Here is a 21,689-nt window from a genome sequence, read left to right as displayed (position 1 = left end):
ATGTTGCTCAAAAAGCAACGCAAATGCAATTCCGGCGTGGCTTGCAGCAATCCGTGCTGTCCGAGCCGGCTTTGCCCTGGGACTGCCAACTCTGATCATGGGTGAATTAGCTTTCGTTGTAGCTGCGATCGATCAACGGCTTGGCCTTGTCCAAGTCCGCCGAGGTGCGCAGTGTCAGCTCAAGATCACCTGTCCCCCACGTGCCAATGTTGCGCGTGTCGCGGCTGAAGCCCTCCTCCAGTGCCACGCTGTCGGGGTCGAGCTTGAGCATCACCAGCAGCTTGTCGCGGTACGGGATCACGCAGGCGAAGTTCTTCAAGCGGCGAAAGGCGGTATAGAGCTTGAGATGCTTCTCCTGTACATCGTCGCCCAGCGCATTGAGGTAGCCGACCAGCGAGTCGTACAGCTCGCGGATCACCGGTTGTGCCTGCGCAAGTTGTTCCTCCGCGCTCTTGTCCTTGCCGCTGCTCTTGGGCTTGGTTGCGGCGGCACCGCCCTTGCCCTCGGGCGTCTTGGCAACCGTCGCGTCGGCGACGCTGACCGCATTCACCAGCTCAAGCAGCAACAGATCGTCGGCGAACAACTTGTAGCGCAGCAGTTCTATGTTTCGGGGAATCTGCTGCACGGCATGCTGGTCGTAGCGCGTGAAGTCAGCCGCGATGCACAGCAGGCGGGTGCCGGACCAGTCTATGGCGTCGGCAACCTCCTTGCCCAAGCGCTCCATCACCAGCCAGCGGAACTCGGCCTGATGGTCTAGCAGCCAGTCCAGGTAGAACAGCCCCTGGTTGATGACGTTCTCGTTGCTGTGGCACTTGTACTCGACGATGACCGGGCAGTTGTTCTCATCGATGCCGAGCGAATCGATACGCCCCTTGTGGGTCTTGCCGGTGGCGTACTCGCTGGCCAGGAAGCGGACGCCGAGGAACGTCGGCATCTGGGCTTCGATCAGCGCCTGGAGTTGCTTCTCGATGGCGGCGGCACGGCCGGGTAGTTCGGATGCCTGACCGGCGACCAGGCGGAACAACTGGATATCACTCACCGTCCACCTCGCCACTCGTGCTGATCGCCACGTGCAGATAGCCAAATCGAAGTCCGAATCGCTGTTCAAGCACTTGCAGATACTCCTCAGTCACATCATCCAACACAGCGTCGGATACCACATGCAACGCCTTCGGCTGCAGCCCATTGCGCCGGAACGCATACTCCAGCAACTGACCGACAGCCTGCCGAACCGCCTCCCGAGCCGTTGCCGCCGGTTTGATCTCATACAACTCCAACGAACCATCGTCATGACGCAGCAAGGCATCGGCGCGCCCACCGGTTCCGGTCGGATGTTCAGTGGCAACGGCCCTGTCACCGTAGGTCGCACATAGCTGGGCAACCAGCCGGTCCTGGATTACGTTCTGCCGGTACTCGACGCTACGGATCTGTTCGGAGCTAGTCTTACGGCCAGAAGGGGAACGAGACACGTGCCCATGCCGGAAGGGCACACGACCACTGGCGTCACGCAGCTGCTCGAAGACATACCACGGAAACATGTTGCGGTGTTCCAGATTGCCCTCGAACATCCCGCTCTGGTCAAGGTGGGCGGTGAGCGCCTGCGCCCTTGCTGCCCAGTTGCCGGATGGGACAACAAACCCGGTATGCGCCTTGAACCAAGGGAGGATGCTGTCCTGCTTGGTCACATCCACAGTGGTGTGATATCGCTCCGGATGGATGGCGGCAAACGCGCGGGCCAACAACAGGCGAGGCACTTTGGGCAGGTCCCCGGCCCGTTTCCACTGCTCAAGTCGCGTCAGCAAGTCATCGAATTGGGCAGCAGTGCCATCGCGGCCGATATCACCAATCATCTCGATCAGCGGCTCGCGCCAGCGCTCCGCCGTCTCAAAGCCCAGGATGCCCCGCCCGGCATTGCTGACGGCGTTGTCGAAAGACTTCCAGACCAGTTCGAACACTGTCTCTGGGGCATCCCGCTCCATGGCATCACGGACGGTATCCAGAGTATGGCGATAGCGAGGCAGCCAGCGCACCAACTGTGGGTTATCAGCTGCCAGGAAGCCGTCCAGAAATGCGCGGGCCTCGGCATCGAAGTTTGGCGTCTCCGGCACCGCCACGTCGGCGACTCCTGAAACCAAGTGACTCAAGTGCGGAGCGATCCAGTAGTCATGGACTCGCCGCCGGCCAAGCCCGACCGTGTTTGGCTGCCCATCATGTGCACCTCCGTCAACCCTTGCACGCACGAACTGCCGATCCAGCACCACGCGTCGAATGAGATCCTCGACGTCCTCCGTATACTCCGCCGAGGACGGATCATTGCCCTTTCCAGGTGGCAAGATCGAGAAGCCGTAGCGGCCATCTTCACGATTGCGCTGCTTGAAAGGAATCCGCCGGTTTCCGTCGGTATCGATCAGATAGAACTCTGCTTCCGATGTATCCGTCATACGACACCCCGCAAGTCGATCTTACCGGTAACGGCGGCAGCAATGAGCGCAGATCGGCGTTCCTTGAGCAGCCTAATCGCACACCCCACTCCGTCGCCAAGAGCAACAAACTTCCCGAACTCACCATCGAGGAAAGCAACAATTCGCTCTTGCTCGTCGGCCGGCGGGAAGGCCCCTACGAAGTTGCGAATGAAGTCATCAGGCACTCGTTTCTGACCGCCGGCGCCGTACATGCTGGCCTCACCCTGTGCTCGGAAGCCGGGCGAGCGGAAAATCCAATTCAACATCGGTCCGAGAACCTCAGATGGTTTGGGCCGGGCAACGATTATCTCGGTCGTTCCGAATCCAATGCCAGCCTCGAGGCCCTGCATGAGTGCCCCTTTACCATTCTCGAAGCAGGGCGTGATCTTGGCGAGAGTGACATCGCCATCGCGAAAGTACGTGTAACCAGTTTCGACCTCGGCGAAAGGACGCGTGCGCTCCAGGTTGATGGAGCCGTCTTCACCGATTGCTTCCATAGGGAGAAAGGAAACCTCGGTCTCTCGGTCGATGTCTGCAAGCTCTGATTTTGACGGGTTCAGCTCAGCCACAAAGCGGAGGCGCTTGATTGACCAATGCGCGGGCACTTCGCCCAGCCAAGGGATCCCGGAGTCCTTCATCGGGGCGTTGGGGTCGAGGCCCTTGGTGACAGCGTGGGAGATGGTGGCCTGGCGCTTCTCGGCCAGCAGGGCGATGAGCTTTTCCTGCTCGGCGATCAGGGCGTCGATCTTGGCGGTTTCGCGGTCGAGGAAGGCACTGATCTGCGCCTGTTCGTCCAGTGGTGGAAACGACCACGCCAAGTCACGGACAAAGCTGTCCGGTACACGCTTCTGACCTCCTGCGCCATACATGCTTGCCTCACCCTGTGCGCGGAAATTGGGGGATCGAAACGTCCAGTTCAAGAAGGGACCCTGAACCTGGGATGGTTTGGGCCGGGCGACAATAAGCTCAGTCGTTCCAAAACCAACGCCCTTCGCAAGCCCCTGCATCAGGGCACCTTTCCCATTCTCGAAGCAAGGCGTGATCTTGGCGATCGTGACATCGCCCTCTCGAAAGTAGGTGTAGCCCGTTTCCACTTCGCTGATGGCGCGAGTGCGCTCCAGACTGAGCGAGCCGTCGTCACCAATCGCCTCCATCGGCAAGAACGACACTTCAGTCGATCTATCCATGCCAACGAGCTCTGACTTGGACGGATTGAGGTCGGCTACAAAACGGATGCGCTTTATCGGCCAATGTGCCGGCACTTGCCCAAGCCAATCGAGGCCGCTGTCTTGATACTCCCCGTACCTCGGCAAGCTCATTCCGCCAATGCCTCCAGCATGCGCATGATGTTCGCCGACACCGCCTTCAGGTCCTCGTCGATCGCCTGCAGGCTGCGCGGGGGCTCGAAGACGTAGAAGTGACGGTTGAACGGAATCTCGTAGCCGACCTTGCTTTTCGCCTCGTCGATCCACGCGTCAGCGGCGTGTGGCAGCACTTCGCGTTCGAAATAGGCCTGGATGTCCTCGCCCAGCGGGACGTTCTCGGTGTCGCGAAGGCTGCTGTCGGGCTGCGGCTTGCCCTTCTGCTTGCCCTTCAGACCGAGCACGACCTTGCCGGCGTCGTCGCGCAGCGGGCGCTCGACGGTGATGGTGGTGTAGCCGAAGTCCTCATTGCGGAAGATCCGTGAGACCGGGACGCGCTTGAGCCGGCCGCCCTCGGGCACCTCCGGCAGGGCCTCACCGGCGATGACCAGCCGCGGTTCGCCCTGCGGCTGGCCGGCGGCGTCGAGCAGGCTGACCTGCTCGGCCTCGGCGAAGTCGCCGAACAGCCGGGTGACGGTGGCGATGTGCGCGTCGTTCATTTCCTTGCGCTTGCTGCCCAGGCTCTTGCGCATCTTCTGCCAGAAGCCGCTGGCGTCGATCAGCTGCACGCGGCCGCGGCGCGCGGCGGGCTTCTTGTTCGACAGGATCCACACATAGGTGGCGATGCCGGTGTTGTAGAACATGTCGGTGGGCAGGCCGACGATGGCCTCGACCAGGTCGTTCTCCAGCACGTAGCGGCGGATCTCGCTCTCGCCGCCGCCGGCCGCGCCGGTGAACAGCGGCGAGCCGTTGAGGACGATGCCAAAGCGGCTGCCACCCTCGCCGTCCACCACCGGCGCCATCTTCGACACCAGGTGCAGCAGGAACAGCATGGAACCGTCGGACACGCGCGGCAGGCCGGGGCCGAAGCGGCCGTCAAAGCCCTTCTGCTCGTGCTCGGCGCGCACGGCCTTCTCGACCTTCTTCCACTCCACGCCGAACGGCGGGTTGGAGAGCATGTAGTCGAACTTTTTCTGCGGGAACCCGTCGTCGCCCAGGGTGTTGCCGGCGACGATGTTGCCCACGTGCTGGCCGCGGATAAGCATGTCGGCCTTGCAGATGGCGTAGGACTCGTCGTTGAGCTCCTGGCCGAACAGGGTCAGGCGGGCGGCGGGGTTGTGCTCGAGCAGGTGCTCGGCGGCCACCGACAGCATGCCGCCGGTGCCGGCGGTCGGGTCGTAGACGGTGCGGACCACGGCATTGCCCGGGGTGAGCACGTCGTCGTCCTCGATGAAAATCAGGTTGACCATCAGGCGGATGACTTCACGCGGGGTGAAGTGCTCACCGGCGGTCTCGTTGGAGAGTTCGGCGAACTTGCGGATCAGCTCTTCGAACACGTGGCCCATGCGGGCGTTGTCCACGCGGTCGGGGTGCAGGTCGATGTTGGCGAACTTCTCGGTGACCAGGTACAGCAGGTCGGCCTTGGCCAGGCGCTCGACCTGGGCCTGGAAGTCGAAGCGCTCGAAGATGTCGCGCGCGTCCTTCGAGAAGCCCTCGACATAGGCATGCAGGTTCTGGCGGATGTGGTCCTGGTCGCCCAGCAGTGTCGGCAGGTCGAGCGGGCTGGTGTTGTAGAAGCCGGCCTCGCCGACGATGCGGCGCAGGAAGGGGTCAGGCTCGATCCCGGCCGCCGACTTCTTCTGGTGTTCGGCCAGTACCTGGGCCTTGGTGGGGGCCAGTACGCAGTCCAGACGCCGCAGGACGGTGAACGGCAGGATCACCTTGCCGTATTCGGATTGCTTGTAGTCGCCACGCAACAGATCGGCGACGGACCAGATGAAGGCGGAAAGCGAGGTTTGGTTCATCAGTTCGCGACTTCCAGGGTCAGGCGCTTGGTCCGGCCCGCATGTTCGTGCATGCGCTGGACAGCGGCATCCAGCAGGCCGACCGGACCGACGCCATGGATCGAAAAGGTCTGGCACAGCGATTCGTAATAGCGCAACGTACCATCCTGCCCCGCCTTGAATCGCTCGAACACCGCCACGCCGACCCCGGGATCCTCGAGGTCCTGGACGATCGCCCGGGCGTTGTGCAACTTGTCGCAGGCCGACACCAGCAGGACGTCTGCGGAGGCCCCGGCCAGATGGGCGAGGTAGGCGTGCTTGCGCGCATGCCAGTCGCGGCGCTTGGCCTCAGCATCCTCGTGATCGGCCTTGGCCTCGGCGGTGCCGTCGGTGCAGGCGACGACGATGTCGGCCACGCGGTCACCAAACTGGGCCCGGATGATCGGCTCGTGGGCGGCACCACAGTCCTCGAGCGTGTCGTGAAGCAAGCCCGCAATGGCCTGGTCCTCATCACCACCCGCCTCGATAACGAGGGTGGCCACGCCCAGCAGGTGGGTGATATAGGGCACGCAGGTACCCTTGCGTACCTGGGCGGCGTGAGCAACGCGGGCGTAGTCGACAGCCCGGGCGAAACGGTCGGTAAGTGCGGTCATTGGGTCCCCTGACTGTTCAAGCGCATACATGATGCACCGATCGCGTCCCGCAGGACGAGACTGGCCAGAGTATCCCTGTTTGACGGGCAAGAATGCTCCTCAGCCGGGACACAAAAGCCCCCGCGAGGTTCAGCACCATCTTCTGGCCTGCGCGAACGCCGAACCCTGTCCGGCCCAAGCCATTTTTTGCCGCGTCGCCTACCCCCTCAACGAGGCCCGCTGCAGGGCTGCAGTCCGGCTCCGGCATATTGGCGTCGCCAGGTCCAGTGGAACAGGGACAGTCGCCTCAACTTCAGTCCTCATGGGACCCTATAATACGAACGCTGCGGCTTTGGGATGGCTTGAACTGATCGTCCGATGCCGTCGCCCAAACAATAGTCAAACAAGGAATGTTTGACATGCTTCTTCGCAGACTATGGCTTTCTTTGTGCTTGGCAACGATGTTTTCTCCGGGGGCCGCCACCCCCCACGCAACACCCGAAGGTGCGTTGGCCAAGCCTTCTTCGTCCACTGCAGAGCCCCGACTGCTGGACGTCGTCACCGTAACCCCCAGCAAGTCGCCCCCACTGTGGCTTTTCACTCGGGGCACCAAACGAATCATCGTCCTGGGGACGCAAACACCCCTGCCACAAGATGCGGTTCTCGTCAGCGGTACGATCCAGCAGTACATGGCTCGATCCGACATCGCCCTGACGGCACCGGGCATCCTTGCCGGCGATAGTGGCGGGATCTTTCAAGGGCTCACCCTATGGTCCGCCATACGAAAGGCAAAACGAAATCCTGACAGCCAGACGCTTGAACAAGTGTTGGACGGGCAAACCTATGCCCGCTGGCAAGTCCTCAAGCACAAGTACATTGGAAGCGACCGCGGCATCGAGAAACTTCGCCCGATGTATGCAGCATTTGAGCTGTACGGTGCCGCCATGCAGCAGCACGGCCTTACTGATGAACCCATCGTCGGCAAGCTGCTGGCTGATGCCCTGGAAGCAACGGGTCGCAAGCGGGTCGATGCCCGCTATGCGATTCCAGTTGGAAACCGCAGGCTCGCCGCCAAGGCCTTCGAGGTCAATCCGGCGCGCGACGTGGAATGCCTGAAGCAGACACTCGCCCATCTCGAGGCTTACATGGAGTTCTCACCCAACGCGGCTGATGCATGGGCCGCCGGCGATCTGGAGCGCTACCGCAGCGCCGAGGCGCTCTATTCGCCAATCCATCAGTGCTGGGCAGAACTGACCAATGAGGCGATCGCCACGGCTGCCGGCGTACCCGACCCCTATCGAATGAGTGACACCGCGTGGTTGAAAGCACTGGACGATGCACTCTCCCGCCACGACACCGTGTTCACCACGCTCGCTGCCCGCGACATCCTGATGCACCAGGGCATGGCTGCCCGCCTTGAAGCCCTTGGCTACGCTATCAGGGAACTGTCCAACGCCGATCCGGCACCTCCAACCCCGTTGGACTACAGGCCCGGCAAGCGTGCCGCGCGCGATTGAACCATCGTGCACCCGAACTGAAGCGGCCCTCTCGAACGCAGTGGTTTGCTTGTCGTCCCGACGCGTGGAGCAGCCCGATGTCGAATCCTAAAGGCCTGGACCGTCGTTGGGGTATGGGCGGCGACCCGCCGCGTCGATCGAGGAGAACACCATGAGCACCGTCGAGAAGGTCAAGGGTCCGGCGTCGTACTTCCCGTCCATCGAGAAGACCTACGGGAAGCCGGTGGGGCACTGGTTCGAGGTGCTGGGCAGCCGCGAGGGGCTCAAGCACGGGGAGCAGGTGGCCTTCCTGAAAGCCGAGCACGGCTTGGGCCATGGGCATGCGAACGCGTTGGTGGCGCATTTCAGGCGCGGTGGTCGCTGAAGGGGGTCGGACGGGCCGCAGGGCGAAGGTGTCGACCGACGGCGTCCGCCGGGTGCCGGGCGGCATTGGCGGGGGATGAGCAGGGTATAACATTCGTTATAACAAGGAGGCCCTGCCATTAAGCTCAAGATCACCACCATCGGCAATTCCGCCGGCGTCATCCTGCCCAAGGAGCTGCTGGCCCGGCTACGCCTGGACAAGGGCGACGCGCTGTATGCGCTGGAAACCCCGGACGGGGTGCGGCTGACCACCTACGACCCCGAGTTGGCAGCGCAACTCGATGTCGCGGAGCAGGTCATGCGTGAAGACCGCACCGTCCTTCACAAGCTCGCCCAGTAAACGGAGTGATCAAGGATGATCGTCTGGATCAGTGAACCCGTGGCGCTGGCCATCCATGAGCGGCAACTCGCCGAGCACGGCGGCGGCACCGGTGTCCGGGATGCGGGCCTGCTGCAATCCGCCCTGGCGCGACCCGTACAGGCCCACAGCTACGGCGAACCGCCGCCTGACCTGGCCGCCCTTGCCGCGGCGCTCGCACATGGGTTGGCACGCAACGATCCCTTCGTCGATGGCAACAAGCGCACCGCGCACGTCTGCTATCGCGTATTCCTGAAGCTCAACGGCGCGGACCTCGTTGCCAGCGACGAGGAAAAATACCTGCGAATGGTCGCCCTCGCCGACGGCAGCCTCGATGAGGCGGGTTTCGCCGAATGGTTGCGCGCGCGGGTCAGGACAGACGCCGATCGCGTGCTGGAACCGGCCGGGGCCTACGGGGGTGCCTGACTGAGCCGACGTGGCCTCGCGCGCGGCCCGCGCGGGCCCACCGCGACCGCTCTTCCTCCCGGGCGCCCAGTGCTTTCAGCCGACGTGTCCGCGCGACCGACGCGAAGGATTCGCACGGTGGGACACGCGCTAGTGCAATCGAGTGAACCTGCCACGTGGCCCGCGACGACGTCCGCTCACCCCTCCAGCCGCGCCCAGGGCCTGCGGAACCGGAAGGCTACCAGGTAGGTCGACACGACCCAGAGGCTGGCCGCGGCCCAGCCGGCGAGGATGTCGGTGGGGTAATGCACGCCCAGGTACAGCCGCGAGAGGCCAACGAGGAAGGCGAAGGCCAGGCTGGCGGCGACCACCCACCACCGCGCACGCGTGTGCCAAGCCAGCAGCACCAGCACCCAGGCCAGGGTCATCGAGCCCATCGCATGGCCGCTGGGGAAACTGTAGTTGTGCTCGGGCGCGATCGACGCCCACAGGTCGGGGCGCTCGCGCGCGAACAGCAGCTTGGTGCCCAGGTTGAGCAGGCCCGAGCCGCCGAGGGCGATGCCGGCGAAGATCGCCTCGCGCAAGTGCCGGCGCACCGCCAGCCAGGCCACCAGCACAATGTCGAAGGGCACCACGCCGTACAGGTAGCCCAGGTGGCTGACCGAGACGAAGAAACGGTCGAGCACCGGGCCGTGGAGGGCCTGCAGGCCGAGCAGGATCGGCTCGTCGAACGCCACCGTCTCGCGCTCGTGGATCTCGTCGGCGAGCTCGGCGAAGCCCCACAAGGGCAGCAGCAGGCCGACGAAGACGAGGGTCAGTCGCCAGAAATGCCGGCCGATGAAGCGCACGGTGGCCGCGGTCGCGCTCGCCAGCATCCGCATGGCGACGGAGGGCGGCGGTGCCTTGGGTAAGATCCGGTCTTCGGGAGGCATGCGCCCGAGCTTAGCCGGACGAACCTGAAGCAAGCGCGAGAAGCGCGCCGGGCGAGCGCCTGCCGTCAAGCACGCCGATCAGGCGCGCGCGCCGAACTTGCGCTCGACGTAGTCGTCGATGAGCCCGACGAACTCACGGGCGATGTGCTCGCCGCGCAGGGTCACCGTCTTCTCGCCGTCCTCGAACACCGGCGCCGAGGGCGCTTCGCCGGTGCCCGGCAGCGAGATGCCGATGTTGGCATGGCGCGACTCGCCCGGGCCGTTGACCACGCAGCCCATCACCGCGAGGGTGAGGTTCTCCGCGCCGGGATGCGTGACCTTCCATTCGGGCATCTTCGCGCGGACATGGTTCTGCACCTGCTGCGCAAGCTCCTGGAAGAAGGTGCTGGTGGTGCGGCCGCAACCCGGGCAGGCGGTGACCATCGGCGTGAACGCGCGCAGGCCCATGGTCTGCAGCAGTTCCTGCGCGACGATGACCTCGTTGCTGCGCGCCTGGCCCGGCTCGGGCGTCAGCGAGATGCGGATGGTGTCGCCGATGCCTTCCTGCATGAGCACCGCGAGCGCAGCGCTCGAGGCGACGATGCCCTTGCTGCCGATGCCGGCCTCGGTCAGGCCCAGGTGCAGGGCGTAGCGACCCCGACGGGCCAGCTCGCGGTAGACCGCGATCAGTTCCTGTACGCCGCTGACCTTGGCGCTGAGGATGATCCGGTCGGCGCCCAGGCCGATCTCCTCCGCACGCGCGGCGGAATCCAGGGCGGAGCGGATCAGGGCTTCGCGCAGCACTTCGCCGGCATCGCGCGGCCTGAGCAGCGCGGCGTTCTCGTCCATCAGCTTCGTCGCCAGCGCCTGGTCGAGCGACCCCCAGTTGGCGCCGATGCGGACGGGCTTGCCATGCTTGATCGCGAGTTCGATCAGGGTCGCGAACTGGCTGTCCTTCTTCTTGCCGAAGCCGACGTTGCCGGGGTTGATGCGGTATTTGGCCAGCGCTTCGGCACAGGCCGGTTCAGCGGTGAGCAGCTGGTGGCCGTTGTAGTGGAAGTCGCCGATGATCGGCACTTCGACCCCCATCATCGCCAGCTTGTCGACGATGCGCGGCACCGCGGCGGCGGCCTCGACGGTATTGACCGTCACCCGGACCATCTCCGACCCGGCCCGCCACAGCTCGGCCACCTGCTTCACGGTGGAGGCGACGTCGGCGGTATCGGTGTTGGTCATCGACTGCACGACCACCGGCGCACCCCCGCCGACCTGGACCGGTCCGATCGCCACGCCATGGGTGTCGCGCCGGGGCGAAGGACCGAAGGCGGGGGTGGCGCAGGGCAGCGGCGTGGCGTTCATCGTGGCAGCGGGGCGGGACATGGCGCCATTGTAGCCGGGCCGGGATGAGCGCTCGCCATCCCGCCGTCGGGTCGCGGCCTCAGTGCAGGCGCACGCCGCGCAGCACCGGCTTGCCGCCCTCGGTGTCGGTCCAGACGATGCGGGCCTCGTCGCCCTGCACGGCCAGCCGCGGGAGGCCGCTGGCGCGGCCGCGGATCGCCAGGCGGGCCAGCTCGCGCCGCGTGGGCGGGGCCGAAAGGTCGAGGCCATAGCGGGCCAGTTGCAGGCGCTGCGCGTCGGTCTCCTCGAGCCAGGCGACCAGGAGCGCGTCGCCGGCCAGCGCCAGCGTCGCGCGTCCGAGTACGTGTTCGCCCCTGGCCACGGTCAGCGGCGCGCCGAAGCTGTCGCCGGCGTCGTCGGAGCGCGCGATGCGCAGTTCCGGCGGCCCGTCGGCCTGGGTGAACCAGGCGACCCAGACGCGCTCGCCGCGCGCGGCCACGACCGGGCCGTTGACCGGGCAGCCGGGCATCATCCAGCCGTCGGCGTGCACGTCGCGCGGCGCGGTCCAGGCGCCATTTTCGAAACGGACCAGGCGGGTGTCGCGGATCTCCCCGGCGGTGCGGCCGCGGTAGACCACGACCGGACCGCGCGAGGTGATCGCCGCGGCGGTCGTGCAGCAGTCGCAGGTGGAGGTGTCCAGCGGCCATTCCGCGCTGCGCTCGCCGGCCGCGTCGAACACCGCCGCACGCAGCATCATCGGTGCGCCCCCGCCGTGGTGCGGATCGTCGCTGGCTTCGGCCTCGCCGGCGGCGATGGCGGCCGCCTTCTGTCGGCTGTCCAGCCAGGCGATGCCAAGCCCGTCGCGGCCCTGCGGCCAGAAACTCACGAAGCCGTGGTCGCCCGCCGAGTCGGCGAGGTTGACCAGGGTCGGCGCCGACCAGGTGTCGCCGCCGTCGCCGGAGCGCACCAGGTCGATGCCGTAATCCATGCGCCCGGGACCCGTGCTGCGCAGCCAGTGCGCCCACAGCGAGCCGTCCGGCAGCGCCTGCACGTGCGGGGTGTCGGCCCAGTTGAGGAACCAGTCGTCGCCCCGCGCGATCGCGCGCGGGACCGACCAGTCGCCCTCGCCCGCCCGGGTGCGACTGAACATGAGCCGATGGCCCCGGGACTCGCCGTCGCTCGCGTCGCCCATGCCGGGCTCGATCCAGGCCAGCAGCCAGCCGCCGTCGGGCGTGGCCACCAGGTCCGGCTGCGACGCGACGGGGCCGGCCGGCAGGGTGAGTGTTTCAACGCGCTCGAAGGCCGCCGGGGCTGCCGGCGCGCTTGCGGCGCGATCGGCCTCGGGAGCGCTGCCGGTGCCACAGGCGGACAGGCCCGCCAGCAGCAGGAGGCACCATGGAAGCGCGCTCGCGCCCCGACCGTATCGTGCTGGTGTGTCGTGCATGCCGGTCCCCGTTCGATTCCGATGCCGGCATGGTAGCCCGGGCGGGGGGCGTCGTCGTCGCGCTGGCCCGGGACGCCGCCGGGGTGTAGGGTTCCCCTCCCATGACGACGCCCGACACCCTCACCCCGAGCCAGCTCAACGCACTGGCGCGCAACCTGATCGAGGACAGCTTCCCGCTGGTCTGGGTGGAGGGCGAGCTGGGCAACGTGTCCAGGCCGGCCTCCGGGCACTTGTACCTGACTCTCAAGGACGCGCGCGCGCAGGTGCGCTGCGCGATGTTCCGGCCCAAGGCCAGCTGGCTGAAGTTCCAGCCGCGCGAGGGCCTGCACGTGCGCGTGCGCGGCCGGCTGACCCTCTACGAGGCGCGCGGCGAGTACCAGATGGTGCTCGACTACATGGAAGAGGCCGGCGAAGGCGCCCTGCGCCGGGCTTTCGACGCCCTCAAGGCCCGGCTCGAGGCCGAGGGCCTGTTCGACCCGGCACGCAAACGGCCCCTGCCCCGCTTCCCGCGCCGCATCGGCATCATCACCTCGCCGACCGGGGCGGCCGTGCGCGACGTGCTGAGCGTCCTGGCGCGGCGCTTCCCGCTCGCCGAACCCGAGGTCCTGCCGGTCCCCGTGCAGGGCGACGACGCGGCGCCGCAGATCACCGCGATGCTGCGCCGCGCTGCGGCGTCGGGCCGCTACGATGTCCTGCTGCTGACCCGGGGCGGCGGCTCGCTGGAAGACCTGTGGGCGTTCAACGACGAGACCCTGGTACGTGCCGTCGCCGACAGCGAAGTGCCGGTGGTCAGCGCCGTCGGCCATGAAGTCGACTTCAGCCTGTCGGATTTCGCCGCCGACCTGCGCGCGCCGACGCCCTCGGTCGCCGCCGAGCTCCTGGTGCCCAGCCAGGACGACCTGCGCCAGCGCCTGCGCGTGCTGGCCACGCGCATCCAGCGCCAGCAGGCCCAGCGCCTGCGTGATGCCATGCAGCGCAGCGACCGCGCGGCGCTCAGGCTCAACGCGCTCCGCCCGCAGGCACGACTGGACGCCCTGCGCCAACGCCAGGCCGAAGCCCTGCGCCGCCTAAAGTCGGCCTGGGCGCAGCGCCTGGAACGTGAGCGCGCACGACTGCGCCACGCTTCGATCGCGCTGCGCAGTGGCCATCCGCAGCGCCGGATCGAGCGCCTGCGGCAGCGCCTGGACGCGTTGTCGCCGCGCACGCGTGCCGCGCTCGATCGCCGCCTGGCCCAGGAAGGCCTGCGATTGCGCGGACTGGCCCGTTCGCTGGAGGCGGTCAGCCCCTTGGCCACCGTGGCGCGCGGCTACGCCATCCTGCGCCACGAGGACGGCCGCGTGGTACGCAGCGCCCTGGACGCCCGCCCCGGCGACACCCTCGATGCGCGCCTGGTCGATGGCGAGCTGCGCCTTCGCGTCGAGCCGGGACGCTAGGCTCCCTGCGGCGTCCGGAGTCTCGACGGCCGCAAGGAAGCTCAGGAATGGCTGGATCCCAGCGTTCGCTGGGATGACGGTCGGGCGAAGGGGCGCATGCTGCGGCGGCTCGCCTGCTGGATGCGGCCATCCCCGGCGCTTTCGACACTGGAAGAAGTTCCACGCCATCGCGACGGCGGCTGCGATAGTCTGCGGCGGTTACCCGGCTCCGGAGGTCCTGGTTTGAAGAAGCGCTTTCCCTACTACCTCGCCAATCGCCCCGTCAGCGCCAACACCGAACTGGAGGTGCTGGACAAGTACAGCGGCAAGCGTGCGGCGCGCGTTGCCTTCGCCGACTCCACCGCGATCCGCAAGGCCATCGTTGCCGCGCACAAGGCCCGGGCAGCGATGGCGGCCTTCCCGCCCGATGCGCGCCGCGCCGTGCTGGAGCATTGCGTCCGACGCTTCACCGAGCGCAGCGAAGAACTCGCGCTCGCCCTGTGCATCGAGGCCGGCAAGCCGATCAGGGATGCGCGCGGCGAGGTCACGCGCCTGATCGACACCTTCCGCATCGCCGCGGACGAATCCACCCGCCTCGGTGGCGAGGTGCTGGAACTGGGCATCTCCAAGCGCACGCGCGGCTACCGCGGCATGGTCAAGCGCGTCCCGGTCGGCGTGTGCAGCTTCATCACGCCGTTCAACTTCCCGCTCAACCTCGTCGCCCACAAGGTCGCCCCGGCCATCGCCGCCGGTTGTCCCTTCATCCTCAAGCCGGCCGCCGACACCCCGCTGGGTGCGCTGATCATCGCCGAGGTGCTGGCCGAGACCGACCTGCCGAAGGGGGCGTTCTCGGTCCTGCCCTGCTCGAACGAAGATGCCGCGCAACTGGTCGAGGACGAACGCATCGCGCTGCTGAGTTTCACCGGCGGCCTGGTGGGCTGGGACCTGAAGGCACGCGCGGGCAAGAAGAAGGTCACCCTGGAACTGGGCGGCAACGCGGCCTGCATCGTCGATGCGGATCCCGGGGCCAGCCTGGACCACGTGGTCGAGCGCCTGGTGTTCGGGGCTTACTACCAGAGCGGGCAGAGCTGCATCAGCGTGCAGCGGATCTACGTGCACGCCGACATCCACGACAAGCTGCGCAAGAAGCTCAAGGCGGCCGTATCGAAGCTGCGCATGGGCGATCCGCGCGACGAATCCACCTTCATCGGCCCGGTCATCAGCGAAGCGGCGGCCGAGCGCATCGAGGCGTGGGTCGCCGAAGCGCGCAAGGGCGGCGCCAGGCGCCTGGCCGGCGGCGAGCGCGAGGGCAACATGATGCCCGCTGCACTGCTGGAGAAGGTCCCGCACGACTGCCGGCTGTATCGCGGCGAAGTGTTCGGGCCGGTCGCGTTCATCGAGCCCTTCGAGGATTTCGATGCCGCACTCGCCGAGGTCAACGACAGTGATTTCGGCCTGCAGGCGGGCGTATTCACCGCCCGCCTCGACCACGCCCTGCGCGCCTGGGACCGCCTGGAGGTCGGCGGCGTGGTGGTCGGCGACGTCCCCAGCTTCCGCGTCGACAACATGCCCTATGGCGGGGTCAAGGATTCCGGACTCGGCCGCGAGGGCATCCGCTACGCCATGGAAGACATGACCGAGCCGCGCCTGCTGGTAATCCGCGGCTGACGCCAGGCCTGCCGGAGCGTGTCGCCCGGCGATCGCCATCCTGCCGCCGCTGCACGAGGGCGGCGTCGAAGCACCGGACGCCGTCCGTTGCCGCCTCGGCGCCCGCCCTGCCGGATGAGGACCGGTGTCCTGGCCGCACACCAGCAGCTTCGGCGGGGCTGGTCCCGGGCGATCGCTCCCGGGTCAACCCCACTCCCCCGCGCCATGCGTTCAAGTCATCACCTCAACGCAAGACGCCCGGGAGCCCTCCATGAACCGCACGTTCCGCCGTACCGCACTGGCCGCCGGCATCGCCGCCCTCTGTCTCGCCGCCGGTTGCACGCAGAACGCCAGGCCGCCTGAACCCGACATGGCCCGGGAGCAGGCCATGGCTGAACGCAAGAGCGCGGAGGTGCGAACGGCCGCACGGAGCGAGCTCGATGCCGTGTCGCGCGGCCGCGTCGTCAACGCCCCGCCCCCGATGCCGATGATGGCTCCACCGCCGCCGCCGGCGGCGATGTACGCGAGCATGCCCCCGCAGCCTGCCCATGGACTGCCGGCCGCCAATACCGAAACCTATGCCGGAATCGAGGACAATCCCGTCCACCGCACGGTGGAGGAACCCGTCTCCACCTTCTCGATCGACGTCGACACCGGCAGCTACACCAACGTGCGCGGCATGCTCGCCGACGGCACGCGGCCCCCGGCCAACGCCGTGCGCGCCGAGGAGTTCCTGAACTACTTCGACTACGGCCATCCCGCGCCCACGAGTCGCCAGGTCCCCTTCCGCGTCAGCACCGAACTCGCGCCGGCACCGTGGAACGCCAAGCGCCAGTTGCTGATGATCGGCATCAAGGGCTACGAGGTCCCGAAGGCGACGCTGCCGCCCGCGAACCTGGTCTTCCTGATCGACACCTCCGGTTCGATGAACAGCCCCGACAAGCTGCCGCTGCTCAAGCGCGCGTTCTCGATGCTGACGCGCCAGCTGCGGCCGCAGGACCGCGTCTCGATCGTGGTGTACGCCGGCTCGGCCGGCCTGGTCCTGCCGCCGACCCCGGGCGATCGCCAGGGCGAGATCCTCGCCGCGCTGGAACAGTTGTCGGCCGGTGGCAGCACCAACGGCGGCGAAGGCATCCAGCTCGCCTACGCGATGGCGCGACAGGGCTTCGTCAAGGACGGCGTGAACCGGGTGATCCTGGCCACCGACGGCGACTTCAACGTCGGCACCATCGATCGCGCCGCCCTGGAGACCCTGGTCGGCGACCAGCGCAGCAGCGGCGTCGCGCTGAGCACCCTGGGATTCGGTCGAGGCAACTACAACGACGCCATGGCCGAACGCCTGGCAGACGTCGGCGACGGCAACCATGCCTACATCGACAGCCTGCACGAAGCGCGCAAGGTCCTCGTCGAAGAGATGGGCTCGACCCTGCTGACCATCGCCCGGGACGTCAAGATCCAGGTCGAGTTCAACCCGGCGCGCGTCGCCGAGTACCGCCTGGTCGGCTATGAGAACCGCGTCCTGGCCCGCGAGGACTTCGACAACGACCAGGTCGACGCCGGCGACATCGGCGCCGGGCACGAGGTCACCGCGCTGTACGAGATCACCCCCGTCGGCGCTGGCGTCGAGCGCCTGCCGGCGCTGCGCTACGGCAAGGCCGCTCAAAGCCCGCAGCTGGGCAGCGAAGTCGCCCACCTGCGCCTGCGCTACAAGCGACCGGGCGAAGACGACAGCCGCCTGATCGAGACACCGATCCGCGCCGCGGATGCGTCTGCCGGCGCGAGCCCGTCGTTACGCTTCGCCGCCTCGGTGGCCGCCTTCGCCGACCTCCTGCGTGGCGGCACGCACTTCGATGGCTGGGGCTGGGACGCGATGCTCGCCAATGCGCGCGCCGCGCGTGGCGATGACCGCTCGGGCCAGCGCAGCGACTTCATCGCGATGGCGGAAACCGCCAGGACCATCGTCGCCCCGGCCGGTGCCGACGGCGCGCCGCGCGTCAGCGAGTAAGCGATCCGGCGACGAGGGCCACGCGTCCCCGGGGGGCGCGTGGCCTGGTTCGCTCAGGCCTGGCCGCCGGGGATCCGCGGCAGGTAGACCGGCGCCTCGGCCGGCCGTCCGAACAGATAGCCTTGTCCCCGCTCGCAGCCGAGTTCGCCAAGCACCCGGCTCTGCTCGGGTGTCTCAATGCCCTCGCCGATCGTGTAGATCCCCAAGGTGCCTGCCAGCGCCTGGATCGCGCGGACCACGGCGACGCTCTCGTGCTCCTCGTCGGTGTCCAACCCGGACACGAAGCTGCGGTCGATCTTCAGGCACTCGATCGGGAAGCGATGCAGGTAGGACAGCGCCGAGAAGCCGGTGCCGAAATCGTCGAGCTGGGCCAGCACGCCGTGCGCCCGCAGCTGGTTGAGCATATGGATCGCATGGCGGGCGTCGTCGAGCAGCGCCACCTCGGTGATCTCGATCCGCAATCGGGATGGATCGGCCTTTTCCTTGTCGATCAGGCGCAGCAGGCGTTCGGCGAAATCGTTCCCGCGGAAGTGGCGTGGGGAAACGTTGATGGAAACGTAGCTGGCACCGGGTGCCACGGCCAGTTCCTTGAGCACCTGTCGATACAGGATCCAGTCGACCTCCTCGATCAGGCCGCTGTCCTCGCCCAGGCCGATGAATTCACCCGGCGCCAGCAGGCCCCGGCGCTCGTGTCGCCAGCGCAGCAGCGCCTCGTGGCCGACCACCTCGCCGCCGTCCAGCGACACGATCGGCTGGTAGAACGGGACGAAGCCCTCGCCGTTGATCGCCCGCCGCAGGTCGGCTTCCAGGTCGAGGATGCGCACGGCCTGGTCGCGCATGGCTTCGTCGAACACTGCCCAGCGTTCGCGGCCGGTCGCCTTGGCCCGGTACATGGCCGCGTCGGCGTCGCGCAGCAGGTCGGCGCCGTTGCGGTAGTGCGGGTTCCAGTAGGCAATGCCGATGCTGGCCGAAGGGAAGACTTCGCGGCCGGCCACCCAGCACGGCGAGCTGAGTTCGCCCAGGATGCGTCCGGCCAGCTGTTCGACCACCGCCGGCGAATCGACGCCTTCCACCAGCACGGCGAATTCGTCGCCGCCCAGGCGCGCGACCATGTCGTCGTCGCGCACCGCGGAGACGATCCGGCGCCCGGCCTCGACCAGCAGGTCGTCGCCCGCCGAGTGGCCCGCGCTGTCGTTGACCAGCTTGAAGCGGTCCAGGTCCAGGAACAGCACCGCGAACAGCGATGCCGGCGATTGTCGTGCACGGCTGATCGCCATGCCCAGTCGCTCGAGCAGCTGGCTGCGGTTGGGCAGTCCGGTCAGGGCATCGTGGCGGGCCTGGTAGGTCAGGCGCTGTTCGGCCCGCAGCCGCTCGCCGATCTGCTCCAGCAGCTCGGCGTTGGCCTGCGCAAGTTCATGCGTGCGCGACTCCACGCGCTGTTCCAGTTCCGCGTGCGCGGCGACCAGCCGGTCCTGGGCGCGCTTGCGCGACAGTCCGTTGCTGATGTGGTGCGCGACGAAGGTCAGCAGGGCCTGGTCGCGCTCGGTGAAGTTGATCGCCGGCGAGTAGCTCTGCACCACGATCGCGCCGCCGACCACGCCTTCGTGGACCAGCGGCACGCCCAGCCAGTAGTGCGGCACCGCGCCGTGCAGCTTCGCCTCGCCGCTGGCGTCCAGTCGGGCCAGGCGGGCGCCGTCGGCCAGCACGGGCTGTCCCTTGCGGATGACGTACTCGGTCAAGCCATCGCCCAGGGGACGGCTGTAGCGGACCATGTCGCGTTCGTCGACGCTGTAGGGGAAGTGCAGCACCTGGGTATCGTCTTCGACGATCGCGATGTAGAAATTGCGGGCGTAGAGCAGCTCGCCGACCACGTCGTGGGTCTGGGCGTAGAAGCGCTCCATCGTCTCCGACGTGATCGACAGCTCGGCGATACGGAACAGCGCGCGTTGCAGGTGCTCGGCGCGCTGGCGCTCGACGATCTCGGCCTGCAGGTCGCGGTTGCTCACCTGCAACGCACGCGTGCGCTCCTCGACGCGCCGCTCGAGCTCGTCCCGGGCCTGGCGGCGATCGAGCGCGGTGAGCACGTGCTGGGCGACGAACTGCAGCAGCGCGCGCTCTTCCTCGCCGTACAGGTTGGCGCGTTCGTAGGACTGCACCACCAGCGCACCGCATACCTGCCCTTCGCGCCGCATCTGCACGCCCAGCCAGTCCTCGCTGTCGGGGCCGTGGCTGGGGTCGCGCGGCACGCCCAGGCGGTGCCGTACCTGTTCGGAGGGCCCGTACTGCGCCTCGTCCTGGTGCAGCAACGCGATGGTCATGCTGTTGGGCATCTCCTTGACCCGGATCTCCAGCTCCGGATCGGCCTGGAACGCGTCATGGTTGTCGGCGAAGTACAGGAAGCGCATGGTCCCGCGCTCGCCGTCGTAGAGCACGATGTAGAGGTTCTCGGCGTACATCAGCCCGCGCACCACGTCGTGGATGCGGCGGAGCATCTCGCCCATGTCCATGTCCGAACCCGACAGGTCGGCGATTCCGTACAGGGCCTGCTGCAGGCGTTCGGATTTCTCCAGCGACACCACGCGCGCGTGCGCGCGCTCGGCGGCGAGGTAGGCGTCCACCAGGCGCTTGGCCATGGTCTGCCAGACTTCGCGCGCGGTCTGCAGCATCGGTTCGCCCAGGGTCGCGGCGATCGCCGCGCGGGTCCCGTCCTCGACGGTCCACGACACGCCGATCCGCCTCGGGTCGCCCACGTCTTCCTGCGCCTCCAGCAGGCGCTCGACCTCGTCGGGGTCCATGGGCGCGCCGGCGGCCTGCACGTGCGGGCGTCCGGGGGTGGTCCAGCAGATCGAGACGCTGGCGTCGCAGTACAGGGTCTGTCGGAGGGCCCGCGCCAATCCGTCCGGGGTCATTTCTGAGCCATCGGCCATCGTCATCTCGGACCCGTCGGAATGGTTCGTCACCTGTTTCTCGAGCCTCTACGCATTGGGTCCCCCGCCGGGCCTCTCTGCGGCCTACTGCGCGGACGACCTGTCGAACGCAGGGGGCAACCCCGAAGTGCGCCCTCGTGCGTTCGGTCATCCATGAGCCTGGCCTTCCCCTTTGCCCGACAGCCCCCGCTGCCTGGCGTGCGTACACAATGCACCAGCTTCTTCCCGTCGGCAACGTCTGAACGTACCCTTGCCGCAATGGACTCGGGGATCGAACGCAGCATGACCGAACCGGACGACGCGTCGCTGATGCGCGCCTGGGTCGCCGGCGATGCCGAAGCCTTCGACCGGCTGTACGCGAGGCACCGCGGGCCCCTGTACCGGTTCCTGGTGCAGCAGTCGCGCAACCGGGCGCTGGCCGACGAGTTCTTCCAGGACGTATGGCAACGGGTCATCGCCGCGCGCGCGGGATGGACGCCAGAGGCCGCATTCAGCACATGGCTGTTCAGGATCGCGCACAATCGGCTCAACGACCATTGGCGCAGCCTCAAGCACCGGCCACCCGCGCCGGAGGACGGCGACGAGCGCGCGGCGCGGATCCCCGACCCGGACACGCCCGAGCGGCAGTTGTCCGAGTTCGAACAGCGTCGGCAGTTGCAGCGCGCGATAGAAGAACTGCCCGAGGAGCAGCGCGAGGTCGTGCTGCTCAGACTCACCCGTGAACTGAGCCTGGAGGAAATCGGCGAGATCACCGGCGCGGGCCGGGAGACCGTCAAATCGCGGCTTCGCTATGCGATGGAGAAGCTGCGCACGAGGTTGAACCCATGAACGGCCATCCCAACGAACCCCTGTCGGCGGAAGAGCGCGACCTCGCCGCGCGCCTGGCGCGCCTCGGGCCGCACGACGGCCCGCCGCCCGAACTGGACGCGAAGATCATGTCGGCCGCGCGCCAGGCCTTGAACGAGGCGCCGCGCCGCAACACGCGCCGGCGCTGGCTGGGCCTGTCCGGTGGCGCCGGTGGCCTGGTCACCGGCCTGGGCCTGGCGGCCTCGATGACCCTGGTGCTGGGCGTGGTCTGGCAGATGCGACCGATGGAAGGCCTGCACATGCCCGCGGCGGAAGG

At 67.4% G+C, this 21,689-nt stretch carries 18 protein-coding genes; 9 read left to right on the top strand and 9 right to left on the bottom strand.

Annotated features, from left to right (window positions below):
- Positions 1-106: 106 nt before the first annotated feature.
- The 5 genes from FKV25_RS07465 to FKV25_RS07445 are packed head-to-tail and all read right to left on the bottom strand — an operon-like array spanning position 107 to position 6,260.
- On the bottom strand, positions 107-1,039 hold the full coding sequence (locus FKV25_RS07465) for a DUF5655 domain-containing protein (protein ID WP_141518158.1): 933 nt from the start codon (positions 1,037-1,039) through the stop codon (positions 107-109).
- On the bottom strand, positions 1,032-2,441 hold the full coding sequence (locus FKV25_RS07460; protein WP_141518157.1) for a hypothetical protein: 1,410 nt from the start codon (positions 2,439-2,441) through the stop codon (positions 1,032-1,034). Before FKV25_RS07460 ends, FKV25_RS07465 begins: the two co-directional genes overlap by 8 nt.
- Positions 2,438-3,781: a restriction endonuclease subunit S gene (locus tag FKV25_RS07455; RefSeq protein ID WP_141518156.1), complete on the bottom strand. Its 1,344-nt coding sequence runs from the start codon at positions 3,779-3,781 to the stop codon at positions 2,438-2,440. The genes FKV25_RS07460 and FKV25_RS07455 overlap by 4 nt, the downstream gene beginning before the upstream one ends.
- Entirely contained in the window at positions 3,778-5,628 is a 1,851-nt protein-coding gene (locus FKV25_RS07450) for a type I restriction-modification system subunit M (protein WP_141518155.1), read from the bottom strand. The genes FKV25_RS07455 and FKV25_RS07450 overlap by 4 nt, the downstream gene beginning before the upstream one ends.
- Positions 5,628-6,260 carry an HD domain-containing protein gene (locus tag FKV25_RS07445; protein ID WP_141518154.1) on the bottom strand — a complete coding sequence of 211 codons (633 nt, stop codon included), beginning with the start codon at positions 6,258-6,260 and terminating at the stop codon, positions 5,628-5,630. The genes FKV25_RS07450 and FKV25_RS07445 overlap by 1 nt, the downstream gene beginning before the upstream one ends.
- 389 nt (positions 6,261-6,649) lie before the next feature.
- On the opposite strand from FKV25_RS07445, the gene FKV25_RS07440 reads away from it, so the two are divergent.
- The 4 genes from FKV25_RS07440 (at position 6,650) to FKV25_RS07425 (ending at position 8,903) form a co-directional block, all read left to right on the top strand.
- Entirely contained in the window at positions 6,650-7,756 is a 1,107-nt protein-coding gene (locus FKV25_RS07440; protein WP_141518153.1) for a TraB/GumN family protein, read from the top strand.
- Between the two features lie 151 nt (positions 7,757-7,907).
- A complete protein-coding gene (locus FKV25_RS07435) occupies positions 7,908-8,120 on the top strand; it encodes a DUF4287 domain-containing protein (RefSeq protein ID WP_141518152.1) in 213 nt (70 codons plus the stop codon).
- A 117-nt stretch (positions 8,121-8,237) separates the two neighbouring features.
- Positions 8,238-8,459, top strand: a complete 222-nt coding sequence (locus FKV25_RS07430; protein WP_141518166.1) for an AbrB/MazE/SpoVT family DNA-binding domain-containing protein — start codon at positions 8,238-8,240, stop codon at positions 8,457-8,459.
- A 15-nt stretch (positions 8,460-8,474) separates the two neighbouring features.
- On the top strand, positions 8,475-8,903 hold the full coding sequence (locus tag FKV25_RS07425) for a type II toxin-antitoxin system death-on-curing family toxin (protein ID WP_141518151.1): 429 nt from the start codon (positions 8,475-8,477) through the stop codon (positions 8,901-8,903).
- A 176-nt stretch (positions 8,904-9,079) separates the two neighbouring features.
- Here the strand turns inward: FKV25_RS07425 and FKV25_RS07420 are convergent, their stop codons facing one another.
- The 3 genes from FKV25_RS07420 to FKV25_RS07410 form a co-directional block, all read right to left on the bottom strand.
- Positions 9,080-9,814 carry a phosphatase PAP2 family protein gene (locus FKV25_RS07420; protein ID WP_246071994.1) on the bottom strand — a complete coding sequence of 245 codons (735 nt, stop codon included), beginning with the start codon at positions 9,812-9,814 and terminating at the stop codon, positions 9,080-9,082.
- 78 nt (positions 9,815-9,892) lie between these two features.
- Positions 9,893-11,152, bottom strand: a complete 1,260-nt coding sequence (ispG, locus tag FKV25_RS07415) for a flavodoxin-dependent (E)-4-hydroxy-3-methylbut-2-enyl-diphosphate synthase (protein ID WP_141518164.1) — start codon at positions 11,150-11,152, stop codon at positions 9,893-9,895.
- A gap of 79 nt (positions 11,153-11,231) precedes the next feature.
- The gene (locus FKV25_RS07410; RefSeq protein ID WP_141518150.1) at positions 11,232-12,575 is read right to left on the bottom strand and encodes a sialidase family protein; all 1,344 of its coding nucleotides are present in this window, start codon (positions 12,573-12,575) and stop codon (positions 11,232-11,234) included.
- Positions 12,576-12,676: 101 nt separating this feature from the next.
- Here FKV25_RS07410 and xseA point away from each other — a divergent pair, with 101 nt between their 5' ends.
- From xseA to FKV25_RS07395, 3 genes are all read left to right on the top strand, one after another.
- On the top strand, positions 12,677-14,008 hold the full coding sequence (xseA, locus tag FKV25_RS07405; RefSeq protein WP_141518149.1) for an exodeoxyribonuclease VII large subunit: 1,332 nt from the start codon (positions 12,677-12,679) through the stop codon (positions 14,006-14,008).
- Between the two features lie 222 nt (positions 14,009-14,230).
- Entirely contained in the window at positions 14,231-15,655 is a 1,425-nt protein-coding gene (locus tag FKV25_RS07400; protein ID WP_246071992.1) for an aldehyde dehydrogenase family protein, read from the top strand.
- Positions 15,656-15,905: 250 nt separating this feature from the next.
- Positions 15,906-17,639 carry a vWA domain-containing protein gene (locus FKV25_RS07395; protein WP_141518148.1) on the top strand — a complete coding sequence of 578 codons (1,734 nt, stop codon included), beginning with the start codon at positions 15,906-15,908 and terminating at the stop codon, positions 17,637-17,639.
- A gap of 53 nt (positions 17,640-17,692) precedes the next feature.
- On the opposite strand, the gene FKV25_RS07390 is transcribed toward FKV25_RS07395, so the two are convergent.
- Positions 17,693-20,566, bottom strand: a complete 2,874-nt coding sequence (locus FKV25_RS07390) for an EAL domain-containing protein (protein ID WP_246071990.1) — start codon at positions 20,564-20,566, stop codon at positions 17,693-17,695.
- Positions 20,567-20,848: 282 nt separating this feature from the next.
- Here FKV25_RS07390 and FKV25_RS07385 point away from each other — a divergent pair, with 282 nt between their 5' ends.
- Positions 20,849-21,394 (top strand): RNA polymerase sigma factor, encoded by a 546-nt coding sequence (locus FKV25_RS07385; RefSeq protein WP_425462616.1) that lies wholly within the window; start codon positions 20,849-20,851, stop codon positions 21,392-21,394.
- A partial coding sequence (locus FKV25_RS07380; RefSeq protein WP_425462615.1) for a hypothetical protein occupies positions 21,391-21,689 on the top strand: 299 nt, incomplete at its 3' end. The genes FKV25_RS07385 and FKV25_RS07380, both read left to right, overlap by 4 nt.

This window comes from Marilutibacter aestuarii (genome assembly GCF_006546775.1).
GTDB classification, from domain to species: domain Bacteria; phylum Pseudomonadota; class Gammaproteobacteria; order Xanthomonadales; family Xanthomonadaceae; genus Marilutibacter; species Marilutibacter aestuarii.
The sequence above is the reverse complement of the archived record's forward strand: the minus strand, read 5'-3'. Positions and strand labels throughout refer to the sequence as shown.